19 protein-coding genes are annotated in these 19,371 nt (G+C 41.6%); 1 reads left to right on the top strand and 18 read right to left on the bottom strand.

What is annotated here, in order from left to right; all coding sequences use genetic code 11:
- Nucleotides 1-3: 3 nt before the first annotated feature.
- The 14 genes from BAR153v2_RS02525 to BAR153v2_RS02460 all read right to left on the bottom strand — a co-directional run bounded on the left by BAR153v2_RS02525 (nucleotide 4) and on the right by BAR153v2_RS02460 (nucleotide 15,880).
- Nucleotides 4-984, bottom strand: coding sequence for a phage tail protein (locus BAR153v2_RS02525; RefSeq protein WP_078680172.1), 981 nt, complete (start codon nucleotides 982-984; stop codon nucleotides 4-6).
- Nucleotides 977-1,801 (bottom strand): transglycosylase SLT domain-containing protein, encoded by an 825-nt coding sequence (locus BAR153v2_RS02520; RefSeq protein ID WP_078680171.1) that lies wholly within the window; start codon nucleotides 1,799-1,801, stop codon nucleotides 977-979. Before BAR153v2_RS02520 ends, BAR153v2_RS02525 begins: the two co-directional genes overlap by 8 nt.
- Complete coding sequence (locus BAR153v2_RS02515) at nucleotides 1,798-4,185, bottom strand: hypothetical protein (protein ID WP_078680170.1); 2,388 nt, start codon at nucleotides 4,183-4,185, stop codon at nucleotides 1,798-1,800. The genes BAR153v2_RS02520 and BAR153v2_RS02515 overlap by 4 nt, the downstream gene beginning before the upstream one ends.
- Nucleotides 4,178-5,971 (bottom strand): hypothetical protein, encoded by a 1,794-nt coding sequence (locus BAR153v2_RS02510; RefSeq protein ID WP_078680169.1) that lies wholly within the window; start codon nucleotides 5,969-5,971, stop codon nucleotides 4,178-4,180. The genes BAR153v2_RS02515 and BAR153v2_RS02510 overlap by 8 nt, the downstream gene beginning before the upstream one ends.
- On the bottom strand, nucleotides 5,971-7,002 hold the full coding sequence (locus tag BAR153v2_RS02505) for a tail fiber domain-containing protein (protein WP_078680168.1): 1,032 nt from the start codon (nucleotides 7,000-7,002) through the stop codon (nucleotides 5,971-5,973). Before BAR153v2_RS02505 ends, BAR153v2_RS02510 begins: the two co-directional genes overlap by 1 nt.
- A gap of 1 nt (nucleotide 7,003) precedes the next feature.
- A complete protein-coding gene (locus BAR153v2_RS02500; protein WP_078680167.1) occupies nucleotides 7,004-7,387 on the bottom strand; it encodes a hypothetical protein in 384 nt (127 codons plus the stop codon).
- A gap of 41 nt (nucleotides 7,388-7,428) precedes the next feature.
- Nucleotides 7,429-8,889 carry a hypothetical protein gene (locus tag BAR153v2_RS02495; RefSeq protein WP_078680166.1) on the bottom strand — a complete coding sequence of 487 codons (1,461 nt, stop codon included), beginning with the start codon at nucleotides 8,887-8,889 and terminating at the stop codon, nucleotides 7,429-7,431.
- Nucleotides 8,889-9,584, bottom strand: a complete 696-nt coding sequence (locus tag BAR153v2_RS02490; RefSeq protein WP_078680165.1) for a hypothetical protein — start codon at nucleotides 9,582-9,584, stop codon at nucleotides 8,889-8,891. The genes BAR153v2_RS02495 and BAR153v2_RS02490 overlap by 1 nt, the downstream gene beginning before the upstream one ends.
- 53 nt (nucleotides 9,585-9,637) lie before the next feature.
- A complete protein-coding gene (locus BAR153v2_RS02485) occupies nucleotides 9,638-10,069 on the bottom strand; it encodes a hypothetical protein (protein ID WP_078680164.1) in 432 nt (143 codons plus the stop codon).
- 30 nt (nucleotides 10,070-10,099) lie between these two features.
- Nucleotides 10,100-11,215, bottom strand: a complete 1,116-nt coding sequence (locus BAR153v2_RS02480) for a N4-gp56 family major capsid protein (protein WP_078680163.1) — start codon at nucleotides 11,213-11,215, stop codon at nucleotides 10,100-10,102.
- 91 nt (nucleotides 11,216-11,306) lie between these two features.
- Nucleotides 11,307-12,200, bottom strand: a complete 894-nt coding sequence (locus BAR153v2_RS02475; RefSeq protein WP_078680162.1) for a hypothetical protein — start codon at nucleotides 12,198-12,200, stop codon at nucleotides 11,307-11,309.
- Nucleotides 12,201-12,211: 11 nt separating this feature from the next.
- Complete coding sequence (locus tag BAR153v2_RS02470; RefSeq protein WP_078680161.1) at nucleotides 12,212-14,254, bottom strand: portal protein; 2,043 nt, start codon at nucleotides 14,252-14,254, stop codon at nucleotides 12,212-12,214.
- Nucleotides 14,239-15,564: a PBSX family phage terminase large subunit gene (locus BAR153v2_RS02465; protein WP_078680160.1), complete on the bottom strand. Its 1,326-nt coding sequence runs from the start codon at nucleotides 15,562-15,564 to the stop codon at nucleotides 14,239-14,241. The genes BAR153v2_RS02470 and BAR153v2_RS02465 overlap by 16 nt, the downstream gene beginning before the upstream one ends.
- Complete coding sequence (locus tag BAR153v2_RS02460) at nucleotides 15,545-15,880, bottom strand: hypothetical protein (RefSeq protein WP_078680159.1); 336 nt, start codon at nucleotides 15,878-15,880, stop codon at nucleotides 15,545-15,547. Before BAR153v2_RS02460 ends, BAR153v2_RS02465 begins: the two co-directional genes overlap by 20 nt.
- A 350-nt stretch (nucleotides 15,881-16,230) precedes the next feature.
- On the opposite strand from BAR153v2_RS02460, the gene BAR153v2_RS02455 reads away from it, so the two are divergent.
- The gene (locus BAR153v2_RS02455; protein ID WP_143245206.1) at nucleotides 16,231-17,187 is read left to right on the top strand and encodes a hypothetical protein; all 957 of its coding nucleotides are present in this window, start codon (nucleotides 16,231-16,233) and stop codon (nucleotides 17,185-17,187) included.
- Nucleotides 17,188-17,443: 256 nt separating this feature from the next.
- Here the strand turns inward: BAR153v2_RS02455 and BAR153v2_RS02450 are convergent, their stop codons facing one another.
- The 4 genes from BAR153v2_RS02450 to BAR153v2_RS02435 form a co-directional block, all read right to left on the bottom strand.
- Nucleotides 17,444-17,671: a DUF6290 family protein gene (locus BAR153v2_RS02450; protein ID WP_078680157.1), complete on the bottom strand. Its 228-nt coding sequence runs from the start codon at nucleotides 17,669-17,671 to the stop codon at nucleotides 17,444-17,446.
- Nucleotides 17,672-17,767: 96 nt separating this feature from the next.
- Nucleotides 17,768-18,304, bottom strand: a complete 537-nt coding sequence (locus BAR153v2_RS02445) for a hypothetical protein (RefSeq protein WP_078680156.1) — start codon at nucleotides 18,302-18,304, stop codon at nucleotides 17,768-17,770.
- A gap of 8 nt (nucleotides 18,305-18,312) precedes the next feature.
- Entirely contained in the window at nucleotides 18,313-18,768 is a 456-nt protein-coding gene (ssb, locus tag BAR153v2_RS02440; RefSeq protein ID WP_078680155.1) for a single-stranded DNA-binding protein, read from the bottom strand.
- A 189-nt stretch (nucleotides 18,769-18,957) separates the two neighbouring features.
- A complete protein-coding gene (locus BAR153v2_RS02435) occupies nucleotides 18,958-19,341 on the bottom strand; it encodes a helix-turn-helix domain-containing protein (protein WP_078680154.1) in 384 nt (127 codons plus the stop codon).
- Nucleotides 19,342-19,371: the final 30 nt, after the last annotated feature.

Raw genomic sequence — 19,371 nt, 5'->3', positions numbered from 1 at the left:
ACTTCATGATTTTATGGCATAAACAACCGTTGCATTCACAGGACGGGTTTCTGTCTCACCTGTTGAAGAAAGACTGACCTTATGTGTATGTTCACCAGCAGAATCTGTCGCACTTCTTCTGTAGGTAGTCCTATAAGCTGGATTTCTTGCACCAACATTAGGCCCCCCTTCCATAATGGAATAATAATCAAACCCGTGGTTATGTCTGCCTGATTTTTCAATAGTGCAATTGTGGGTATGCGATTTGATGCTATCTTTCTGCATTTCAGCAAATGTTCTTTTGCTATCTAAGCCACGACCATCATCAAAGCCACGCAAAAACATTCCTCTAAAATCGGGAACTTTAAAGGTTTCATCACTGTCTTTCCCCCACTGAACCCCTATAGCTTTGAATAAGTCTGGATAATCTCTACGCTTATAAACAGCACCATTACAGAGAAGCCAACCACCCGGGAGGTCTTGCATAGCAAATGTCGCGACAAAACCAGCAGGAAAGCTTTTTACCTGGGGCGGAGTTTTGGGTGTAGGATTGATTAAATACCAGCCATCAAGATCTTTTTTTGAAGCATCCTCACTATAAACGATTTCATAAATACCGCCCGCTTGTAATTCACCACCCTCTAAGGAGACAACACCAGCATCCGTTGCTTTGTAAACAGGCTTCTCTCCTATGTTGTTCACTGTGAGTGTTGTCGGACCAATATTGACGCCACAAGCCTTAAAACGCAGAATAAGATCATTTTTATACATCGTTATTGGAGAAACCGTCGTCAGCGTAATGGATGTTGTCTTTTCCTGATCATTCACATTAAAAACCGAATGAAGAGATCCCCCATTATCTGCGAGATATTCCCGCACACGTTGCATCATCGCCCGTGCACTGTCGTTAACAGAACTTGGTGGCTGACCTTCTGCCCAATTGATCAAATCATCTGAGTGTGCATTGGCATCAGCTGTAAGCGACCAGTCATAAATATCAGACATGATAAACCCCTCCTCTCTTTAATAATTCTTCTCGTGAGTGCTTATCTCTTTGCTGGCCAGAAAAAGCAGCAAACTGCCGCCTTGAGGGATCAATTAACGGTGTTAAATCTATAGGAGGACGGGTGCCAAACTGCATCCCCCCTCTCATGCTGGGTTGCTGCTGTGCCCTCTGCTCTTCCTTATTGTATATCTCTGCACTCTGTTTCATTAAGTCAGCGAGTTTCATTAAACCGTTTTTAAAAGAAGGTGTGTTCTTCATCAGGGATTGATCACCCTCAATCGCTTTTTGAAATCTCTCAATTCCTTGTGAAGCTCTTTCTTGCTGTGAATGCGTCATCATATTTGAAGCAGCACCCGTTTTGTTATAAAGCTGATAAACATGATTCATAAAATCACTTGCCGTGTTTTTCATCTGTCCACCATTCAATGTTACCGCCTGTTGACCTAAAAGCTGTCCTGCAGGAAGCGTGGGATTTTTAATCAATCTGGCAGCCCCTGCTGGACCTTGTTGATGCGCTAAATAAAGCTCTGTTTCTGAAGGAGCTCTCCCCAAAGCTGTTTGCAAATAACGCGTATTATCCTTCGTCAATCGCGCCATAGCATCCGTTGCTTCAAAGGGATCAAACTTATTCTTTAAGTGATACTGCTCGGCTGTTGAATCTAAAAATTGATACAACCCTCCTGCACTACTGTTCTTATTTTGTGCAGTGGGATTACCATTACTTTCTATCATGGCCACCCGCTGAAGAAAGCTTTCCGGTAAACCATACTTCTGCGCTGCCTGAGAAATCGCAGACTTAACGTTAGGATGAATCATTTATTTGCAATCCTTCTAACAGCAGTGTCATTCAAAAGAAGAGAAAGAAGACTGATGAATTTTGCAACATCTTCTTTCTTTATTAAGCGTTTCTTTTCTGCTTCATGAAACTTCTTAAGAAGTTCAACCGCTTTTTTCCTTGATAATCCAATATTTCCCTTCTCACGCGCTGTTATAAGAGCTGCAATATCCCTCTCTGTATCTTTGTGGAATCCTCGCATTCCGTTTGCCCATGGTCCTGTAAAAAACTTCATTAATGCCTTACCTGGACTGAGATTCTTTGTATTCTTATCGTTTTGCGCTGCCCTTTCTCCTACTTCTCCTATATGTTTTGGCAGTTGTGCAAAAAGCTTTGATCTCTCCGCCTCTGGTTTCAATATTTTCATCAATTGATCTGCTTTATTCTCACCATAAATATGCTGTAGTTTCTCTTGAGTGTTTTGTGTATCGAACAAACTCAACAAATTATGCTCTGGGTTATTGGCATTTTTTGATGCGGTCTCTATTTGTCCACGAACACCTTTTTTAAAGGCATCTTGTTCCAATGCGCTCATGCCTGCAAGCTGGCTTTTAATCGTATCCAAATCAATATTCTTCTTGAGCGCTTCTTTCCCTTGACTTAAAGCATCACCAATTTCGAGTTCGCTCCGATAAAGGTTCCGCGCTTTAGCATACCCTGGAGAAGAGGTTTCCAAAACATCAAGAAGTTCTTGCTTAACATTCATTAACTCTCTAGAATATCCCCGTTCTCCTTTTATAGCAGCAGAGTTAATCTTATCATCCAGTACTTCTTTCGCCTTGTGCAAAAGCCGCATATCTAACTGTGGACTGCTATTGCTTGCCAGAACCTTTGAATCCAAATCATTAAGCACTCTTACCAGTGCTTTTTCGGAGGCGTCTTGAAATGCAGGTCTTTTTTGCAAAATCCGTAATTTCTCTTGAACAGTCTTAGCAATTGGCATTGCCTTTGCCTTCTCATACAGTGGCCCAGCCTTTGCCTTCGCTCGGTTAATAATCTCCTGTTGTAAATCATTTGTATTGACTTTTGGACCAAGCACCCTTGTTATTCCGTCGTCAATCCGTCGATAAGTTTCATTTTGCCTGGCTCCTAAACGGTTTCTTACAATGGAATAGGCATCATGATCTTTTTGGGCAGCCTCAAAAGCCCGTGCAGCAAGACCATCATGAAGATCAATGATCATTGAGTCAGGACCACGCCGTTTTAATGTCTGTTCAAGATTGTCCATAACATCATCCCCTAAAGAATGACGGATTTCCCTCAATGCTTTAGGGCTTATTCCATGGGTTGCAGGTTGTGTCTTCCTAACCAATTCACCTAAACTACGGAGTGCAGCAGAAGGCATTTCTTTAACAGAAGAAGGTATAGCTTTTGAGATTCCACCAATGGCAAAAGGCGCCGCTACTCCTAGCACTGCTCCAGTGCCTGTTGTGCCTAAAGTATTCCAAAAACCTTCGCCTTCACCACTTCCTGCTATAGCACCATAGATGGCTCCGTTTCCTATTGCACGTCCCCACTTAAATTTTGCAGCCTCTTTGCGTGCTGCTGCTTTCCTTGCGGCAAGAGCTGCTGCTTTTGCGGCTGCTTGTCCTGCACCTTCCGCCAAGGCCGATTGAGCAGCTCTTTCTCCTGCTGCAAGAGCGCTGCTTGTTATTTTTGCTCCTTGATTCCCCACTGCTTTTTCTGCTGCACGCTTTGCAACTTGTTTTGCCCCATCTAATAAAGCTTTACCAGTTAGTTGTCCTTCCGGAGCTGCTATATTTCTTCCAATCTTTGCTGCACGCCTTCCAAGCTTTGCTGCTGCTTGCTCTGCTCCATCTAACAAAGCTTTACCGGTCATTTTTGCTCCCGAAGCTGCTGATCGACCTTTCCAAAGATAGGGTGCAGCACGCATTAGATAGGGTGCAGCACGCATTGCAGAACCAACCACTACCTTCGCTCCTGTAGCTATAGGCGACACAAGTATGTTCATTGCAGAACCAGCCACATTACCCGCAATAGATAAATAAGGATGATCTCTATCCGCCGCTTTTTGATAGTCACGCCATCTCTTCGCTACTTCATCATATTTTTTGACTGCTTCCTTATCACCCTTCCAATATTTTACAGGGCCTGCTGCTAACGCTCCTGCTACTTCATCATCATAACCCCAAGCTGCTCCGTGAACGGCTCCCCATCCAAAAGCACCTGCGGCAGTCGGCTTCAACGCGTCTTTTCCTGTTGCCTCTTTATTCTCTGGAATAGAACCATTAAGCCTTTCTTTATTCTTCGAAAAAAGCTCTTGAAGTTGTTCGGGAGTATAGTCACTGATATGCCCAATGACTTTTGTATTTTTACGATGAATAAGAGGGGGGAGCTCAGCCATTGATTTGTTTCTCCTTAATGTGGCCATCACTATCAACAAACATCATCCCTTCCGGTAATGCTTCGAAATATTTGTTGAATTGATGATCGGATCCTTCACTCTTCTCATCATTTTGCTTATCAGGCGTAATCCCATAGGCTTCTTCAACAAGTTCAACTGTTAATGCTTCTTGCCCAAAAAGAAGAATCTTCGTTGCTCTATTCGCTTTACTGTAAGTCTCAATAATTGTTTGAAGAGATTTTTTCATTTGCTCTGCTGTAAGATTCGTACCCAATGCTGCAATCGAATTCTGCAGCGCTTCAAATTCAACATTTGATAAGTTTCCAAAGCCCGATGCTCCATTCGGAGCCAAAGCTTTCATTTTTTGCAATGTATCAATGGCAATGTTACTTTTCAGAGTCTTCAATATAGCCGCAAAATCAGCTCCGTCCGACCCTGGTATCTTGGAGAGAAGATGACCAATCGTCCCAACGATCTTTGGATTTTCATCAAGGATCTTCATTAAATCTTTTGATGTGTTAACAAGCCGTTCTCCACGGGCAATCCCCTCGGCATAGCGTAATAATGCTTCGTTCTTTTCTTTGATTAATGTACGTTCTGCGGCACTTCCTGTAATGGGTATGGCGCGTAAACCACTCTGTGTACTTTTATCCTTCACAAGCGTGTAACCAGCTTCAGCAGCAGATCTAGAACCCTGCATCCCCTGTACCGGGATGATTTTCCCTGAGCTTGAAACCTGGAAAGGGATATCTTCTGGAAGTCCATACTCCGCCTTTTCTTCTGCTGTAAGCGTTCTATATCCTCCCTCAGGACTTGAAACAGGAATGATTTTCCCCGAGCTTGAAACCTGGAAAGGGATATTTTCCGGAAGTCCATATTCCGCCTTTTCTTCTGCCGTGAGTGTTCTATACCCTTCCTCAGAATTCAAGGTATTTCCAATCATTTTTTGAACAACATCAGGATATTGCATAAGGGCTTTTGCATCTTCAGCGCTATATCCCTTTGAGCGTAAAAATTCTAAAGTTTGCTGACGTTGTGCACGTTCAACATTCCCCTGTCGCAAAGCAATCCCTGCATTGGAAAAACTTTCCTCTGGTGTTTCTCCTTGTGAAAGACCAGAGAAAAAATCCATTAAATGCTCTGAAAACTCCGATTTCTTCAAGCGATCCCAAAAGTTACTCCCGTTTTCACCTTCATCCTTTGCTGTCCGGCCATCAAAAACATTCTTGTCTTGTAAGGCTCGTTCCTCTGTCAAAGGACGAGGAAATTCCTCATTATTGAGTGGAGTGCCCTTATTCTGTAAGTCTTCTTGTGTAGGTTTTCTGTTAATCTCAGAAATATAATCCATCACATTTTTATACTGTGCGTGTTCTTCGTTCTCATCCGCTTTATCAATACTTGAAACAAATGCAGGTTGAGGGCTCAATGAGACACCCTGTTTCGGAAAATTCTGTCTCTCATCCTCTAGGAGCTTATAATTCGAATAATCAGGAAGTGGAGGTGTTTGCTGCTTTAAATCATCCGTTGACATAATCAATGCTGTTGGATTTTTTGTGTTCGATTCCCCGAATACCGTATTAACACCTCGGATCAATGCACTAAGATCGTTTTTTTGCGAATGATCAGATTTTTCAGAATCTGTAATAACCGCAGACGATGAATCTGGAAGCGTAGGCTGTTTGAGAAAATACCCTGGCAATTGAGGAATAACCTCATGCATCAAAGGACGCAAAAATTTGGGATCAAAAAATTTCGAGAAAGAAAAAGATTCTTTTTTTTGCTCCATCACAAAACCCTTTCCATGGTAAAGCCAAGCTTGTTATAGTCAACATGCAAAAAGCCTGTAGCAGTGTTCAAAAAAACGGCCTCAGGATTTGCTTGAAAAACCTCTTGCGCGATGACACCACGATAGCGCTCGGGATAACCCTTGTAGTTATAATCATAAAGCTTATGACCATTTTTCTGTCCCACTGCGATAATGTTTTCTTTTGCCCGCACATCACTAAGCCCAGCCCAGTTTCCAAGAATGCTTCCAGCGTTTCCAAGAATTTTCCAAGGATTTTGTTTTTGCTGTGTAAGCGATGTTTGTGTTCCATAGCCTCCAGCAGCAGCGCCTCCAGCTGAAAGCAACTTACTTAAATGATCCCAATCAAGATTATTCTGTTGTTCCCATTTTTGTCGTTCTGCATCTAATTTTTGTTGATTATTGGCATCAATCAAACTTCCTCCCGTCAAAGCATTCATATTGGACTGACCTTGCCCTTGAAAAAAGTTATTCGCCCCGGCCAATTGATTTTGGTTCGCTTGATCGATTAAACCATTGGCATTCATCATATGACTGACATCTTGGTTATATTGCTGCGATAACGCTTGGGTTGCCATGCCCCCTAATTCATTTGCAAGAACCCCTGTATGGGCACCAGAACCATAACGACCAGCACCCGCCAAGGAACTGTTAATGGAATTCGTCGCTTTGTTTAACGCATTTTGAAGCGCATCATTAAAGTAAGGGTTATTCCCTATTTGTTGGCCAGAAGCCATCTCACTTAAGTTTTTACTGGTTGAATTTTGTCCTGTCGCCAATCCATTCAAATAACTATTCTCATAGTTCTGAGCAGTATTGTTAAGCCCATTGATCGCATTCTTTGTTTGATCACTGAGACCTGTGACACGCTCACCGTCATAAACAGCCTTTCCACTGCCTTTATTATAGAAATTCATGGCATCCTGAGCGGCTTGCTTAAAAATCCCTTGCGCCCATTGAGGGGGGGCACTTGTTTGTGTTGTTGTCTGAGTGGGTTTGGTACTTTTCCCCATGTTAAAGCTGCTTTCTATATTCTAAAAGATTAACGACGTAGCCATGCGATTGAAGAGATTTTTTCCATCCACGCCGGCCTATGATAAGAAGCTCTTTCGCTCCCTTTTCCTTATAATAAGCTTCAATCTGAGGAATAACCTGGCTTAAGTGTTTTCCGCCTCTTCCGCTAAGCGTTACAATAACAGCGCGCAGGGTTCCTGTGATGAGTTTCTGTAATTCTGTTGTGACATGAGCCATAAAATTTTCATGCGCATCAACAATAATCCAAAGAATTTTATCGCCATTCAAAATATCATTTAAAATAGTCTCTGGAGCGTAATCCTCAGCAAACTTCTTGTTAAAGCTAACAATGGATTTTAAGACAGGATCAAAATAGGGTGCCATCTGGTCCGCACTCCATTTTTCCGTATTATAAATCTTAAAGTTCATCTTATGCCTGCGGGTTTAAGCGTCACATCAAAACCCGTCATATGAGTCCATTGGGTCCCTTCTGGAATTCTAAGACGCAAAGCGTGATAACGGGCCCGAGACCGAAGAGTGTACATCCCATTATTATTATAGGCCGCATAGCGTTCTTTGTCCCAGTTTAACTTATTTCTCTTATCAATGATAAATGCAGAGCCAACACTTAAACGACCTTTTATTGTGTCCGCTTGAACAAAGGCTTCCGTCATTAAATTGATCTGTCTTCCTGTGTCTCCTACCGTTTGTGAAGCAATCACTGCTTCCATCGGTGCTCCCGCAAAAAGCCCAAATCTATTGTCTTCAGTAAAAGCTCCCAACACCGGTGCGCCATTTTGCCACATCTTACTATCAAGGGAAGCGGGTAAATCTATAAGGCGCTCTGAGACTTCGTCTAAACCTTCCAATGTATAACCCGCTGCAAAGAGAGGAAATAAAAGGAGATCCTGTCCCTTAATAACACTCCAGATTTGGAGCAGCCAGTCATAAACATAGATACTGCTTCCTGCAATGTCATCATAAAGAGAGAAATAAACCCGTGAATAGATGGGATCAATACACGCTTTCATCTCATCAAGAGCAAAATTACTGTAGAGTGTAAAAATGGTTTTATCCACTTTACCAAAACCAATAGGAACCATTTCTCCTGTACTGTTGATCTGGTAAAAACCATCATCAGAAATAAAAAAAGTGTTGTTGCCACGACTTGCAATAGCCGTACTGCTTTTAGCCCCCATTTTATCTTTTATCTTGGCAAAGCTGAAGATAATTTTAGAGCCCGGAACAAATGTTGCATGATAGATAGCCGAGCGCATAAAAATAAGCGGATTGGTCGCTTCCGTTGAGCCTTGAACATATTCCCCATCGGGAAAATCTTGATAGTCGCAATTCTTTTCACCAACAGTCCACCATTCAGCATCATTCAATCCAGACCACTGAACACGGTTGGGCTTATCGGTCAGCTTCATCAAGCAAACAAAATCTCCCCATACACGAACAAGACCCGCACGTGGGGGATTGCCGCCTAAATCATCAAACTTTTCATCCATCTTCAGCACAAGCTTTTGAGGAACATCGTTGCTATTAACAGCAATGATATGCTCTCCAAAAGAAGCAAAAGACCATGGCGCGTTTTCATTCGCATGATATTCAGTCCCTGGCTTGCTGATATCTTTCCATCCACGCGTACTATTGTTATACTCATACAGCTTTGTCGGTGAACCTATGATAATCCGCACACCATTTAAGGACCGTAGAGCATAAACACCCAAGATAACATCAGGAAAAGGATCCGATGCCGGTGCAACCATTGGAAATGGAATATAGGACTGAGGAGCAGGCAAAACATTTACGATCTCATTCGAATAGCCACTATTAATAAAGGCGATGTCTGGCCGAAATTCAGCAATAGGAATAAAAGTCATCAAAAATCTGTGTGTTGTATCTGAAATAAGTTTTTACGTCGTGAAGTCTCGATGGTCAGGGCTTCTAATTGTTCCTGAAACATCGCAAAAGCCGCTGCAGCCATTTGTGGTTCTTTGAGTATGTTCGTATAAAGTTCGTACTTCGCCCGCGTTTTGATAAGCTCATACGCTTCCAAAAACCAGATGGAATCCTCTTGCATAGTCTCGATCTCTTTTATTCTCATGGGATTAAGAATAAGCCGTATGGAGTAAGCATCATCTGGGATTGGAGACAAGACAAGCTTTTGTTCAAAATAGGCATAACGTGTTGGGATACCACGATCCAATTCATTCTCAGAGCTTTCAAGCATGATCGGGTCTGTCTGCAAAAGCTTGAACTTATGGGAATGCTTATAAAGATAAACATCAACAATCTGAACAGCCTCTGCAATAAAGGGACTGACCTCCCTTCCATAACGATTTTTGCCCCTTAAAGTCGTAAAAACAACCTCACGGCTTTCATTAAAATAAAAGGGCAAGCGTTCACAAAACCGAAGTGCAGAAAAGATCGCCTTCTGTACTTGATCTATATATTCATCGGTTTGATCATCTATTTCATCTTGAATGTCCTTTAACATCTGAATAAAGTTTTTGTTACGCGGAACAAAGGTACCTTTTTCTTCAATCGGACCACTGGTCTGTATCGTTATTGCCATCATCAATGCTTTCAAGAATTTCGGGGGACGAAAGGAGCAAACGTCCCCCTTTTTTAACGATTTGTGTAAAACTCAACAATGACTTCAGCCTCCCCTTGGGTACTTGTCTTATCTCGTGTAACGTAAATCGTGTTTTCAAATTCTAACGGAACGTTTCGCACAGTGAGAGGCAAATCAAGCTCTTCAACACCAGAGGTCGCCAGCGTTGCTGTGCCATAATCACTGTCATGAGGTTTTTTTCCAAACTTTGCTGTTGCGCCATTAAAATCGCTAAGCGTATAAACACTGATGCTCTTAATGAAAGCATCTCGAGGCAAAATACCAACTTGTGTTGTAAGGCCACGATCGGTATGTTTAATCCGAGTCCGAAAAAAACTGACTTGTTGTGTATGGAGATTCCGACCTTGTAAAGCGATCGGCATTCCATCATCCGTTGTCTCAGCACCATCAAAAGATGAACGTGCGAGGGAGTGTTTCTTTTCCATAATTTAATCCTCTTTATGTGCTCAATATTTTTATAGGGCTTCAGAAAAAGATGGGAGAACTATCGTGCCAAAATCTTGCCCTCCTTGCTCAGAATGAGGCAACGTGTAACGTGACTTTTTCATCCCAATAATGGTTTTGGCAGCAATGCCAAATTCGCGTTCATAGTCAAACAATTTCTCTACAAGATGATAACGCGTTTTACCCTTACTATGACCATAAGCCATAATCACACTTTGCGCTCCAAGCAAAACAGCGCGACGAACAGAAAGAACAGGCTCTTGCGTTTTTGAATGAACACCATGAGGAACATGTTCGGACTCCCGTAAAATGACACCGTTATACATGCCCAACGAACCATCAAAAATGGGGTTTTTAGCGCGGCTTCCACTATAAACCGCTTTGGTAATGTCAAGCCACTGGCCAGCATCTGTATTCGTGCGCAATTGTGTCACCTGTTTTGGGTGAAGATACACCACATAGACACTTTCTCCATTGACACGCACCGGTCTAATTTTAGGATTAGCCAATTTCGCACGTTCCACAGCATCATCGATAAGAGATAATGTAAACTTATCTTCTTTTGTGAGTTCTTCATCAGCCTTTTTCTTTCCTGGGCGAATAACGCGCAATTTACTGGGCTCCAATGGCGCATTAAAACCATAATGCACTGGTTCTATCGTCGTTGTACGACCCTCAAACTTCATCCATGGAGCTGTATATCCAGTAGCCTGGATAAAGAACATCATACTCAGTCGATCAGCATACCAATCAACAAGTCCAGTCTTTGCTTCTGCACGCAAATTAAACGGAACACGTTGTTGATCAATTGTTCCTTCATATTTAACACGCGCAGCATGAGAAAGCTCATTGAGCCGCACTGTTTCATTCATAAATTGAAGCCCCTCTTCATTTCCTTCCAGCGTTTGCCCTTCGGTAACACCAGCTCCCATAAGCTGAACACGCAGTCCACTCGTGACTGAATCACCCGCTGTTTTATTCAAGCCTTCCAAAACTTGGATGACATTATTTTTATCTTTTCCCATAAGAGGAGCTATTGGTGTTGCTTTTGAGCTTTCTGCGTTAAGCAGCTTAGCCCAAATCTGAACAGCTAAGGGACTATTAATGTTTACGTTTGTTGTTGCCATTTCAAAAAATACCTTTCTTGGTTTTTAAATGAGCCTTGCGGCATAACCAAGCAACCACTTGGTTATCTCTTCTGCACCACTGCGCATCTCTTCACATCCTGTCCATGATGTGTTCAAATTTTTCTTGATTCTTCTCAACCCATGCAGCTAACTCAGCTTCCGACATGGAAGAGAGTGTTCTTATATCAACACCGCCTAAGGGAACCTGTCCACCACGCGCAGCTAAGGTCCGCGCTGCTGTGTTACGCTCTTGGAGAGCTTCAACTTCATTCTTGTTCTGGGGACCACTATAGCCAAAAGCTTTTGCCTTTTGCACAAGCACCTCGATGGGGTTAAAACCCGATTTTTGGCACTGCTGGCAGATTTGGCGTAATTCAGCACCAATTTGCTGCTGTCTCAGTGCAGGATCTTCCCATTGGGGGTAGAGACTTGCTTGCGCTTTTAATGAATTATCGGCAATCTCATAGAGATAATTTGTGATATTGTCTAAATCTGGATATTTGTCTTGAACCTGGGCCTTGGCTTCTTCAAAATAAGCCCCTAATTGCTGCCTTTCATAGTGCTCTTGATTTATACGCTCCTGCTCCTCTCTCATAACAGAAAACTCATTCAGCAATTTCTGTTGTTCTTGCACTTTATGGCTAAGCCAGGCGATATGCGCTTTAGGATCATCTTCTAAAGTCGGGACATTTTTATCATACTGTTGAGCAATTTCTTCCTGCATAGCAGCATATTGCTGCGCAATCTCAATAGCAAGCTCACGTGCTTCTTCAGCACTTTGCTCTGCCTTTTGGCGGGCTTGTCTCTCCTGTTCTATCGCTTCATAATCATACGGTTTCTGAGGCTGTTCATCGAACACCTGTTCAGAATTCTCATGCGATTCAATCGTGTCAATCACTTGCTCAGGCTCAACAAGCTCAACAGAATAATCATTAGCTTGTGCATCGTAAATCGCTTGTTCTTCTGGCGTCAATTGTTCTTCCATCTTTTGTTCCTTTAATATATTGTTGCTCTTCTAGTTACAGCACGATACTGTTCTGACTGTGCTTGTAATGCTTTACGCTCTAAATCACGCTGCGCTAGCGCATTCTTGGCTCTTTGAAGCTCAAGCTGCATCCGCGCTTGTTCCTGCTTCAAGAAAAGCTCAATATTTTTCTGCTGTAAGGCAGCTTGTTTCTGCTGTGCATCAAGGTGATAGAGAGTGCTTTTTGCCTGTGTTTCCTGCTGTAAAGCTGCAATCTTTGCTTGTTGCTCTGGACTTAACTGTGGCCCCTGGTTTTGTTGCATCATCTGCTGTTGCTGCTGTTGTTCCTGTGCCTGCTGTGCCTTGGCCGTTAAACTCGCCACAAGCGTAGCGGGTAACGGTGAAAGCTTCAGAAGATCGGGGATCATCTCCGGTGTTAAAAAACCACCAAGCAACGGTAACATCTGAGTAATCGCTGCAAAAGTTTTCTCTTTTTCATTCGGACTGGTCGGAGAGTCATCAACAATAATATCGTATTCAAGACTTGTCACAGCTTCACGCGTTAACGGAACATACTGAGCATTCTCAGGACCAGAAATCCGTACTAAACGACCATCAGAAAGATAATTCTGGATCAAATAAAGAATAATTTTTCCTTGCCTGCAACGGTAAAGCTTGAGATTATCAAATAAACTGGCAAGCAAATTCAATGTGGATTGTCGGCGGGTATTTTCCAGGACATTCGCTTGATTAACCTCCCTGGTCCCTATAAACTCAGCAGATAATCCTGTAACATGCGTGATGGCCTCACGCGATTCATTAAATAACTGGAAAAAACCCGAAGGAAACTGCGCACTCGGCTTCGGCTGTATCTTTCCATTGGTCAAAGCTCCATTCTTCAGCCATGTGATCGCATCCGTTCGCGACCAACTGTCCAAAGCCTGACGTTCATCGTCAAAAGCATCGCGTTCAGCCATCAAACCGCCTTTGGATTGGCTGTTGAGGATATACATCACCTGACTAAAATATTTATTAGACCATTTTTGCGGATCTTTTGCAGGACGAACAATCCCGTAAAATTGGTTCTTAAGCTTATCCAATGTGCCTGTAATACATTCCCACCCCAGCTGTCCGTCAGGCGCTAAAGGTCGATCCGGCTTTGCTAAAAGGCGACGGCCAAGAAAAGCGCGCTTGACAATTTTCTTCTGAAAGCGAGCTCCTTGGAGTTCAGGCAGAACAGTCTGAAGCTCTTCAAACTCTTGTTGGCTATAATCGCGCATCTGACCCGTTTGGGGATCCGGTGCCTTATAATAAGTCTCATACTCAAACCAACGACATTCAACAAGGGTCACAAACCGCTTTTCTGAAAACGGTAAGCCTCCAGTGTGAGGATCGCTATAGGCATCAAGCGATACAGGGTAATCTTCAGAACCCACAGCACCCTCTACAGACCAGTCCGCATTCAGATCTTCTAAAGCCATATCAGGAAAAAGATTTTTAGCATCCTCAATGGATTTGCGATCCACATACCACAAGCGCTGCGCATCAACCAAATTCGACCTCACAGCATTCGCATCCCAAACCATTTTTAGCGGATCTAAACGCCTAACTGTGGGCACACCTTCCGGATTTGTTTCATAATCCAAACGTGTATCCGTCCATCCCATGCCACAAATGATCATATCTTGAAAAGCATCGGAATCTGCATATTCAGCTTCCGCTTCATCTCGAAACCATTCCGCTGCTCCCGTTAGCAATTCATTGGGGATTGCAGCACCAACTTGCCGCGGTTGAAACTGTACTTCTCGCTTATTATTCCGCTCCGCTCCAACAATCGCATTCACCAAAGGCGCTATCCGATTAAAGGTCATCACAGGACGCCGTTGCGTTCTTAAAACCGCAAGATCTTCCTCTGCCCACTGACGACCATTGTAAAAATCAAAGTCTTCACGCGCTTGTTCCCGCCATTCATTAACAGGCTTAATATCTTCAGCATACCAAGACTTTAAGCGTCGATAGAGTGCATAATCGTCAAGATATGCTTTCTTTTTATCGTTCTTTAAAAGGCCATCCATGAGGCTGTTTCTCTTTCTATAGCGTAATAACGATTTTGCTGTGTCTTCATGCGTGGCGCTTCATAGGTGATGCACATCAAGCCAAAAGCATCGGCTCCATGGCTCGACCAATCATGTTCAGCTCCTAAACCAATGCCACGTTTGTCATCCCACTTTTCGTGATACCAACTTAATGCCTTGCGGCCACCAACCGTTGTCTCTTCATGAAACCAAACAGACGGTAAAATACGACGCACTGCCTCTATCCGCATCTTGACCGCTCCAGGGCCTTGATTAGGAATAACCTGCGTTTCAAAACCTGCCTCATTCAAGGCACTCTCAAAACTCACATTATGCACGCGATCCTTCGTGGCACCATCATGTGGCAAAATCATCAGTGCCTTCTCATAGCCATTCTGACGCAACCATCCGATATGCTCCGATAACGGCTGTCCTTGTGCTTCGTAATAATCCAAAACACGGATTTCTCTGCCAACAAACTGTGCTATCCAAATCGCCGTGGCATCTGCCTTCGCTCCCGTCCCTCCAATATCCCAAAAGGCACGGAGCTGCATCAGAGGATCACGAGCAACACGCCCGATCCGACCCTCTTGCTCGGCAGCCAACATTTCCTTTTGGAAATAGGCTCCCTGAACCGCTTTTAAATAACCACCTTCCCAAATATGCTGATAGCTCTCTGCACGGTTCTTAAGATCATCCAAACGTGCCTCATTCAATATCTGCGGAAACTTCGGATTGTCTGACCAATTGATCTCAACACCCTTAATCCCTTCATTCTCTGAAAAACGAAACCGCCTCTCAACAGGAGCATTCTCACGTAAAGGATTCCATGTCACCCATAACTCTGCACGCCAGCCATCGCCCTCTTCCCGCAAAGTCGGTATCAGCGTTTGCCAAGCTGTCTCTGTAACAGGCTCTGCCTCATCAACCCAACAAAGCAAAATCCGACCCATCGATTTGATACTGGCTATATTCCGGTCTAGTCCTGAAAACTGGAAAGATATTCGACCATCCTTCGACTTAATCGTGGACTCCCCAACCTTATAATAATCCTTTAAAAAATCATGCGCTTCAACAGCGCGCTTAATTTCCTCCAAGGAACTCTCTGCTAACGAATTCTGAAACTGACGCGCACAAAGGATCGTCCCAGAGATCCCTCCCATACCAAATTGATAACCTTTCAAAGCGGCCATCAAAGCAAAGGATCTTGTCTTCCCTGATCCTCGTCCTCCCCACGCCGCACGCACCGCTGCTCTTCCTGAAAAAATCGGTATGAGCTTGGGAACAATCTTAATCTGTCTTATGGTCATCAACCAAAGGCGCTATTTCAACGCGCCCTATCATTTTAATCGCTCCACCGTCCTCTCCGGTAACCTGTAACGGTAAAACCTTACCAAGCAATGCTAAATAAGCTGCTGGGCAGCTGACAGCTTGCTTTTCTAAATAAGAGACCAATCCATCATTTCCTATTTTATTGCCCGCATTCTCAGCAGCCTTAATCACAGCTTCTTTCAAAAGACGCGTTATTTTATTCGGAACACCTTTGACACGACCACTCCCTGCCTTCGGAGGAATACGCTTCTTAAGTGGTGCTTGAAGAGGCTGAGTGGTATTTTCTGATGTCATTAAATACACCCTCTAAATAACAAAAAACCCCGCATTTGCAGGGCATACAGAAGAAATACAACATAATTTTAGATACAACACGACTAAGTACAGTGACATCATTAAATATGATTTCCTACACAATGTCAACAAAAAAATCTAAATATTGTGCTTTTTTTATTTCCCTCACCTAAATCTAGTGTTTTTAACACCAAATGAGACATTATTGTATCATCTAAACGAATCCATTATACGGTAGCACCAAGTTATTGATTAGCAAAAAGTGGGGGGGAATAATGGGAATAATCATAGTCATAGGAGGAATATTAATAATAGCAACTTTTCTGTTGTCTTTTAGGGGCTATTTAAGAATGAATGACTATGAAGAACAATTCAAGTTACTTCAGGAACAGAAAGATCGAGAAATAGAAGTATACAAAGAACAAATTACGAAATCGGATATAAGTCTTTTAAAGAAGGCTCAAGAAATATCGCGAAAATGGATTAAGCAATGGAATACAGAAATTAGACGGTGGGAAAAGGATATACTAAGAATAAAAGATCCCATAATGATAGGTGAAGATTATGAACATCACCATCCCATCATAAAAGATATCTGTACTCAAGGATATAAAGAAATACCGTTTCTCTATAAGAAAGCTTTGGAAACAGAACCTTCTGCTGAGCATTGCGAAAAAATCAATGTATTCAAGAAACACATAGCTTTTAAGAACAGCTATCTAAAAACAATGCGACTCATGAAAAAAAACGGGATAGTTGTTGAAAAAATCGTAGATCCCCTTACAGAAAAAACATGTCATAAATCTACAATGTTTTTGTTGCATTGGTGGTTATATGTGGTTGATGATATGATCATAGCCGAGTACGAAAAACAAGCGTTACATGGGTTTTATAAAAATGATAAATCGCTTGACATCTACTGGGATGAAATGTCTAAAAATACAGAATACGAAGAGATAGAAGAAATACTGACATCATGGCATTTGCCTCCTAAGTATGAATGCCTAGTAGGGATAAAAAAATATTTACTGACATTGTTGTATGACATTTCGGATGACTATAGAATAGCAAGAGAAATTTTTATTCATTATAAGAGTCTTCTTGAAACTGTTACAGAAGGATATATTGCTTTAGATGAGGATTGCTCTGCCGACGAGGTGAAATGGCAAGTAAATCAGTATAAGGAAAAAGATAAAGAACTTATAAATAAAAAAGATAGCTATAATCTACAGAATTCTGAAGATATTCCAACATTTGAGAGAGCTTATCAACTAGGAGTAATAGAAAGAATTAAATCAATGCTATGATAGGTTAAGCTATTGGAATACACTTATAGGACAAGAGAAGCTAAATATAATATTCAGTGCTGAAAAAATGAAAACATTGAACGAGGCTTTCAACGAAGAAAGCAGACAGTTTAATATTCAAATGCGAGAGGCGATTTTTAAAAATAAATATTTTAATTTCGACAGATCTTACGGACACTTGATACAGTATCTGTTATGATAGAGAAATGATTATATACTTTGGTACAAAATATCTTCTAATTCTAGTTTTTCATATCTAATCGTCCAAGCCAAGCTCTTTCCTCACCTCTTCAGAGCTATAAAAAGTAGCCTCTCCTCTTTGAATGCGCTCTCTTACTTGTGAAGCTAAATAGTAATCTTCTGCTTCCTCTATTCCACGTTCAATAATTTCACGCAAATAAAAAGATTTTGTACGTCCTGTCTTAGAAGCTAAATTATTCAAACGTGTTTCGAGATCACTTGGCAACCGAATAGATATCGTCATAACGCAATCCTCATATTTGTATTCACTGTAATACAAATACAACGTATTGTACAGAAAAACATTTTACGTCATGCTACAAAAAACTTCATAAAACATTTAACATTTAGTTTTTCTGACAAAATATTTCTGAAGCGCATTCAGAATAATCCGCAATGAAGATACAAGATATGGCAATTCTTTATCTTCTATCACAAGATATTGTAGCGCAGCGTAAAGATTATGTTGTCGATAGAAGCCTTGTGTTTCTCTTATGACCTCTTGTACATTTGAAAATTGCTCTGTTACCAATTTAACCCATTTATCCCTTTCCTTCTCATCAGAAGAGGAAGGCATTTCATCATAAACAGCATTAGGCAATCCTTTTGCACAGAGGTAATTGTTTTTGATTTGTAGATACTTTTGTGCTGCGTCATATTGCTCTTGAGTGAGCTCATCTTTCAAACAAAGCCGCCCTATGTAAGTACTGGAAAGTGGATTTTTTGCATCTTGTTTTGTCAAACCAAAATGCTTAGCCCGCATTTCAATCGCTAATTGATCAGCAGCAACAAATGGCTTTTTAGCCCGAGAAATACGTCCATTTGGTTCTCGGAGCTTCCCTAATATTTTGGGTCTTCCTCTTTGTCTCATGACCATCCTGTTGATTAAAACGGCATACCATCATTGAAAGAAGTCTTTGGCATTTCTGAAGGCTTTTGAAAGCTCTGTTCCCATGGCTTTGCTTGCTCTTGTATGGATTCTTCATGATCATCATCTTTAATACTCTCAAGCAACTTTAACTCGCCTTTGTACTGAGGCAGAACAATTTCTGTTGTGGAATGATCTTGTCCATTTTTATCTTTCCATTTACGTGTCTGAAGCTGTCCTTCAAGGTAAACCTTACTTCCTTTCCTGATATATTGGAGAGCAATTTTTGCTAAATGTGGATTAAAAATCACCACAGAATGCCATTCAGTTTTTTCTATTTTTTGATTGGTCTTTTTATCTGTATAGCTCTGCGAAGTAGCCATACGAAAATTCACAATCTCTGAACCAGAAGGCATCATTTTTCCTTCTGGATCAGCACCAAGGCGTCCGATTAATGTCACTTTATTCAGCATGTTTTTCCTGACCTTAAACTTGTATTTTATAGACATAAGATCTTAACATGATTTGCTTATTTTTTCAATTATTTCAATGATATATTATTATAATTTAACATATTAAATTATGTTTTGCAGCGTGTTTATAAGATAAAGAAATTATTTATTTTGCAAGCAACATTTATTTTATCTGTTTCATTAGTTTTTTTATTTTTTATCTTCTGAAGTAATGTTACTCAGCATACCAATCAACAAGAGTTGTTCCACTTCTTTTACTTCATCTTCTGAAGTAATTTTATCTACAATTTTAGCAAACATACGAACAAGTCGACCTTTGGATGAATTAGAAAGCTGTATTGTAACACTCTTACGGCAAGCATCAGCCTCTTTTCTTAAGAGTGAAGCCATATCCTGATCTAAAGCGTACAACTTGATGATTTTTTCTTCCATACCAATGGGCACAGATTTTTTGCCAATCTCGACAGAAGATAAAAACACTTTAGACACACCTAATTTCTTAGCCATATCCAAAAGACGTTCTTCATGATCAATACGGAGTTTTCGTAAGGTTTTTCCAAATGATGTAAGCATTTAATTAAAGCTCCTATTAATGTATCTGCA

This window comes from Bartonella sp. AR 15-3 (assembly GCF_002022445.1).
GTDB lineage: Bacteria > Pseudomonadota > Alphaproteobacteria > Rhizobiales > Rhizobiaceae > Bartonella.
Note: the sequence above shows the minus strand (reverse complement) of the source record. Positions and strands in the feature narration are given on the sequence as shown.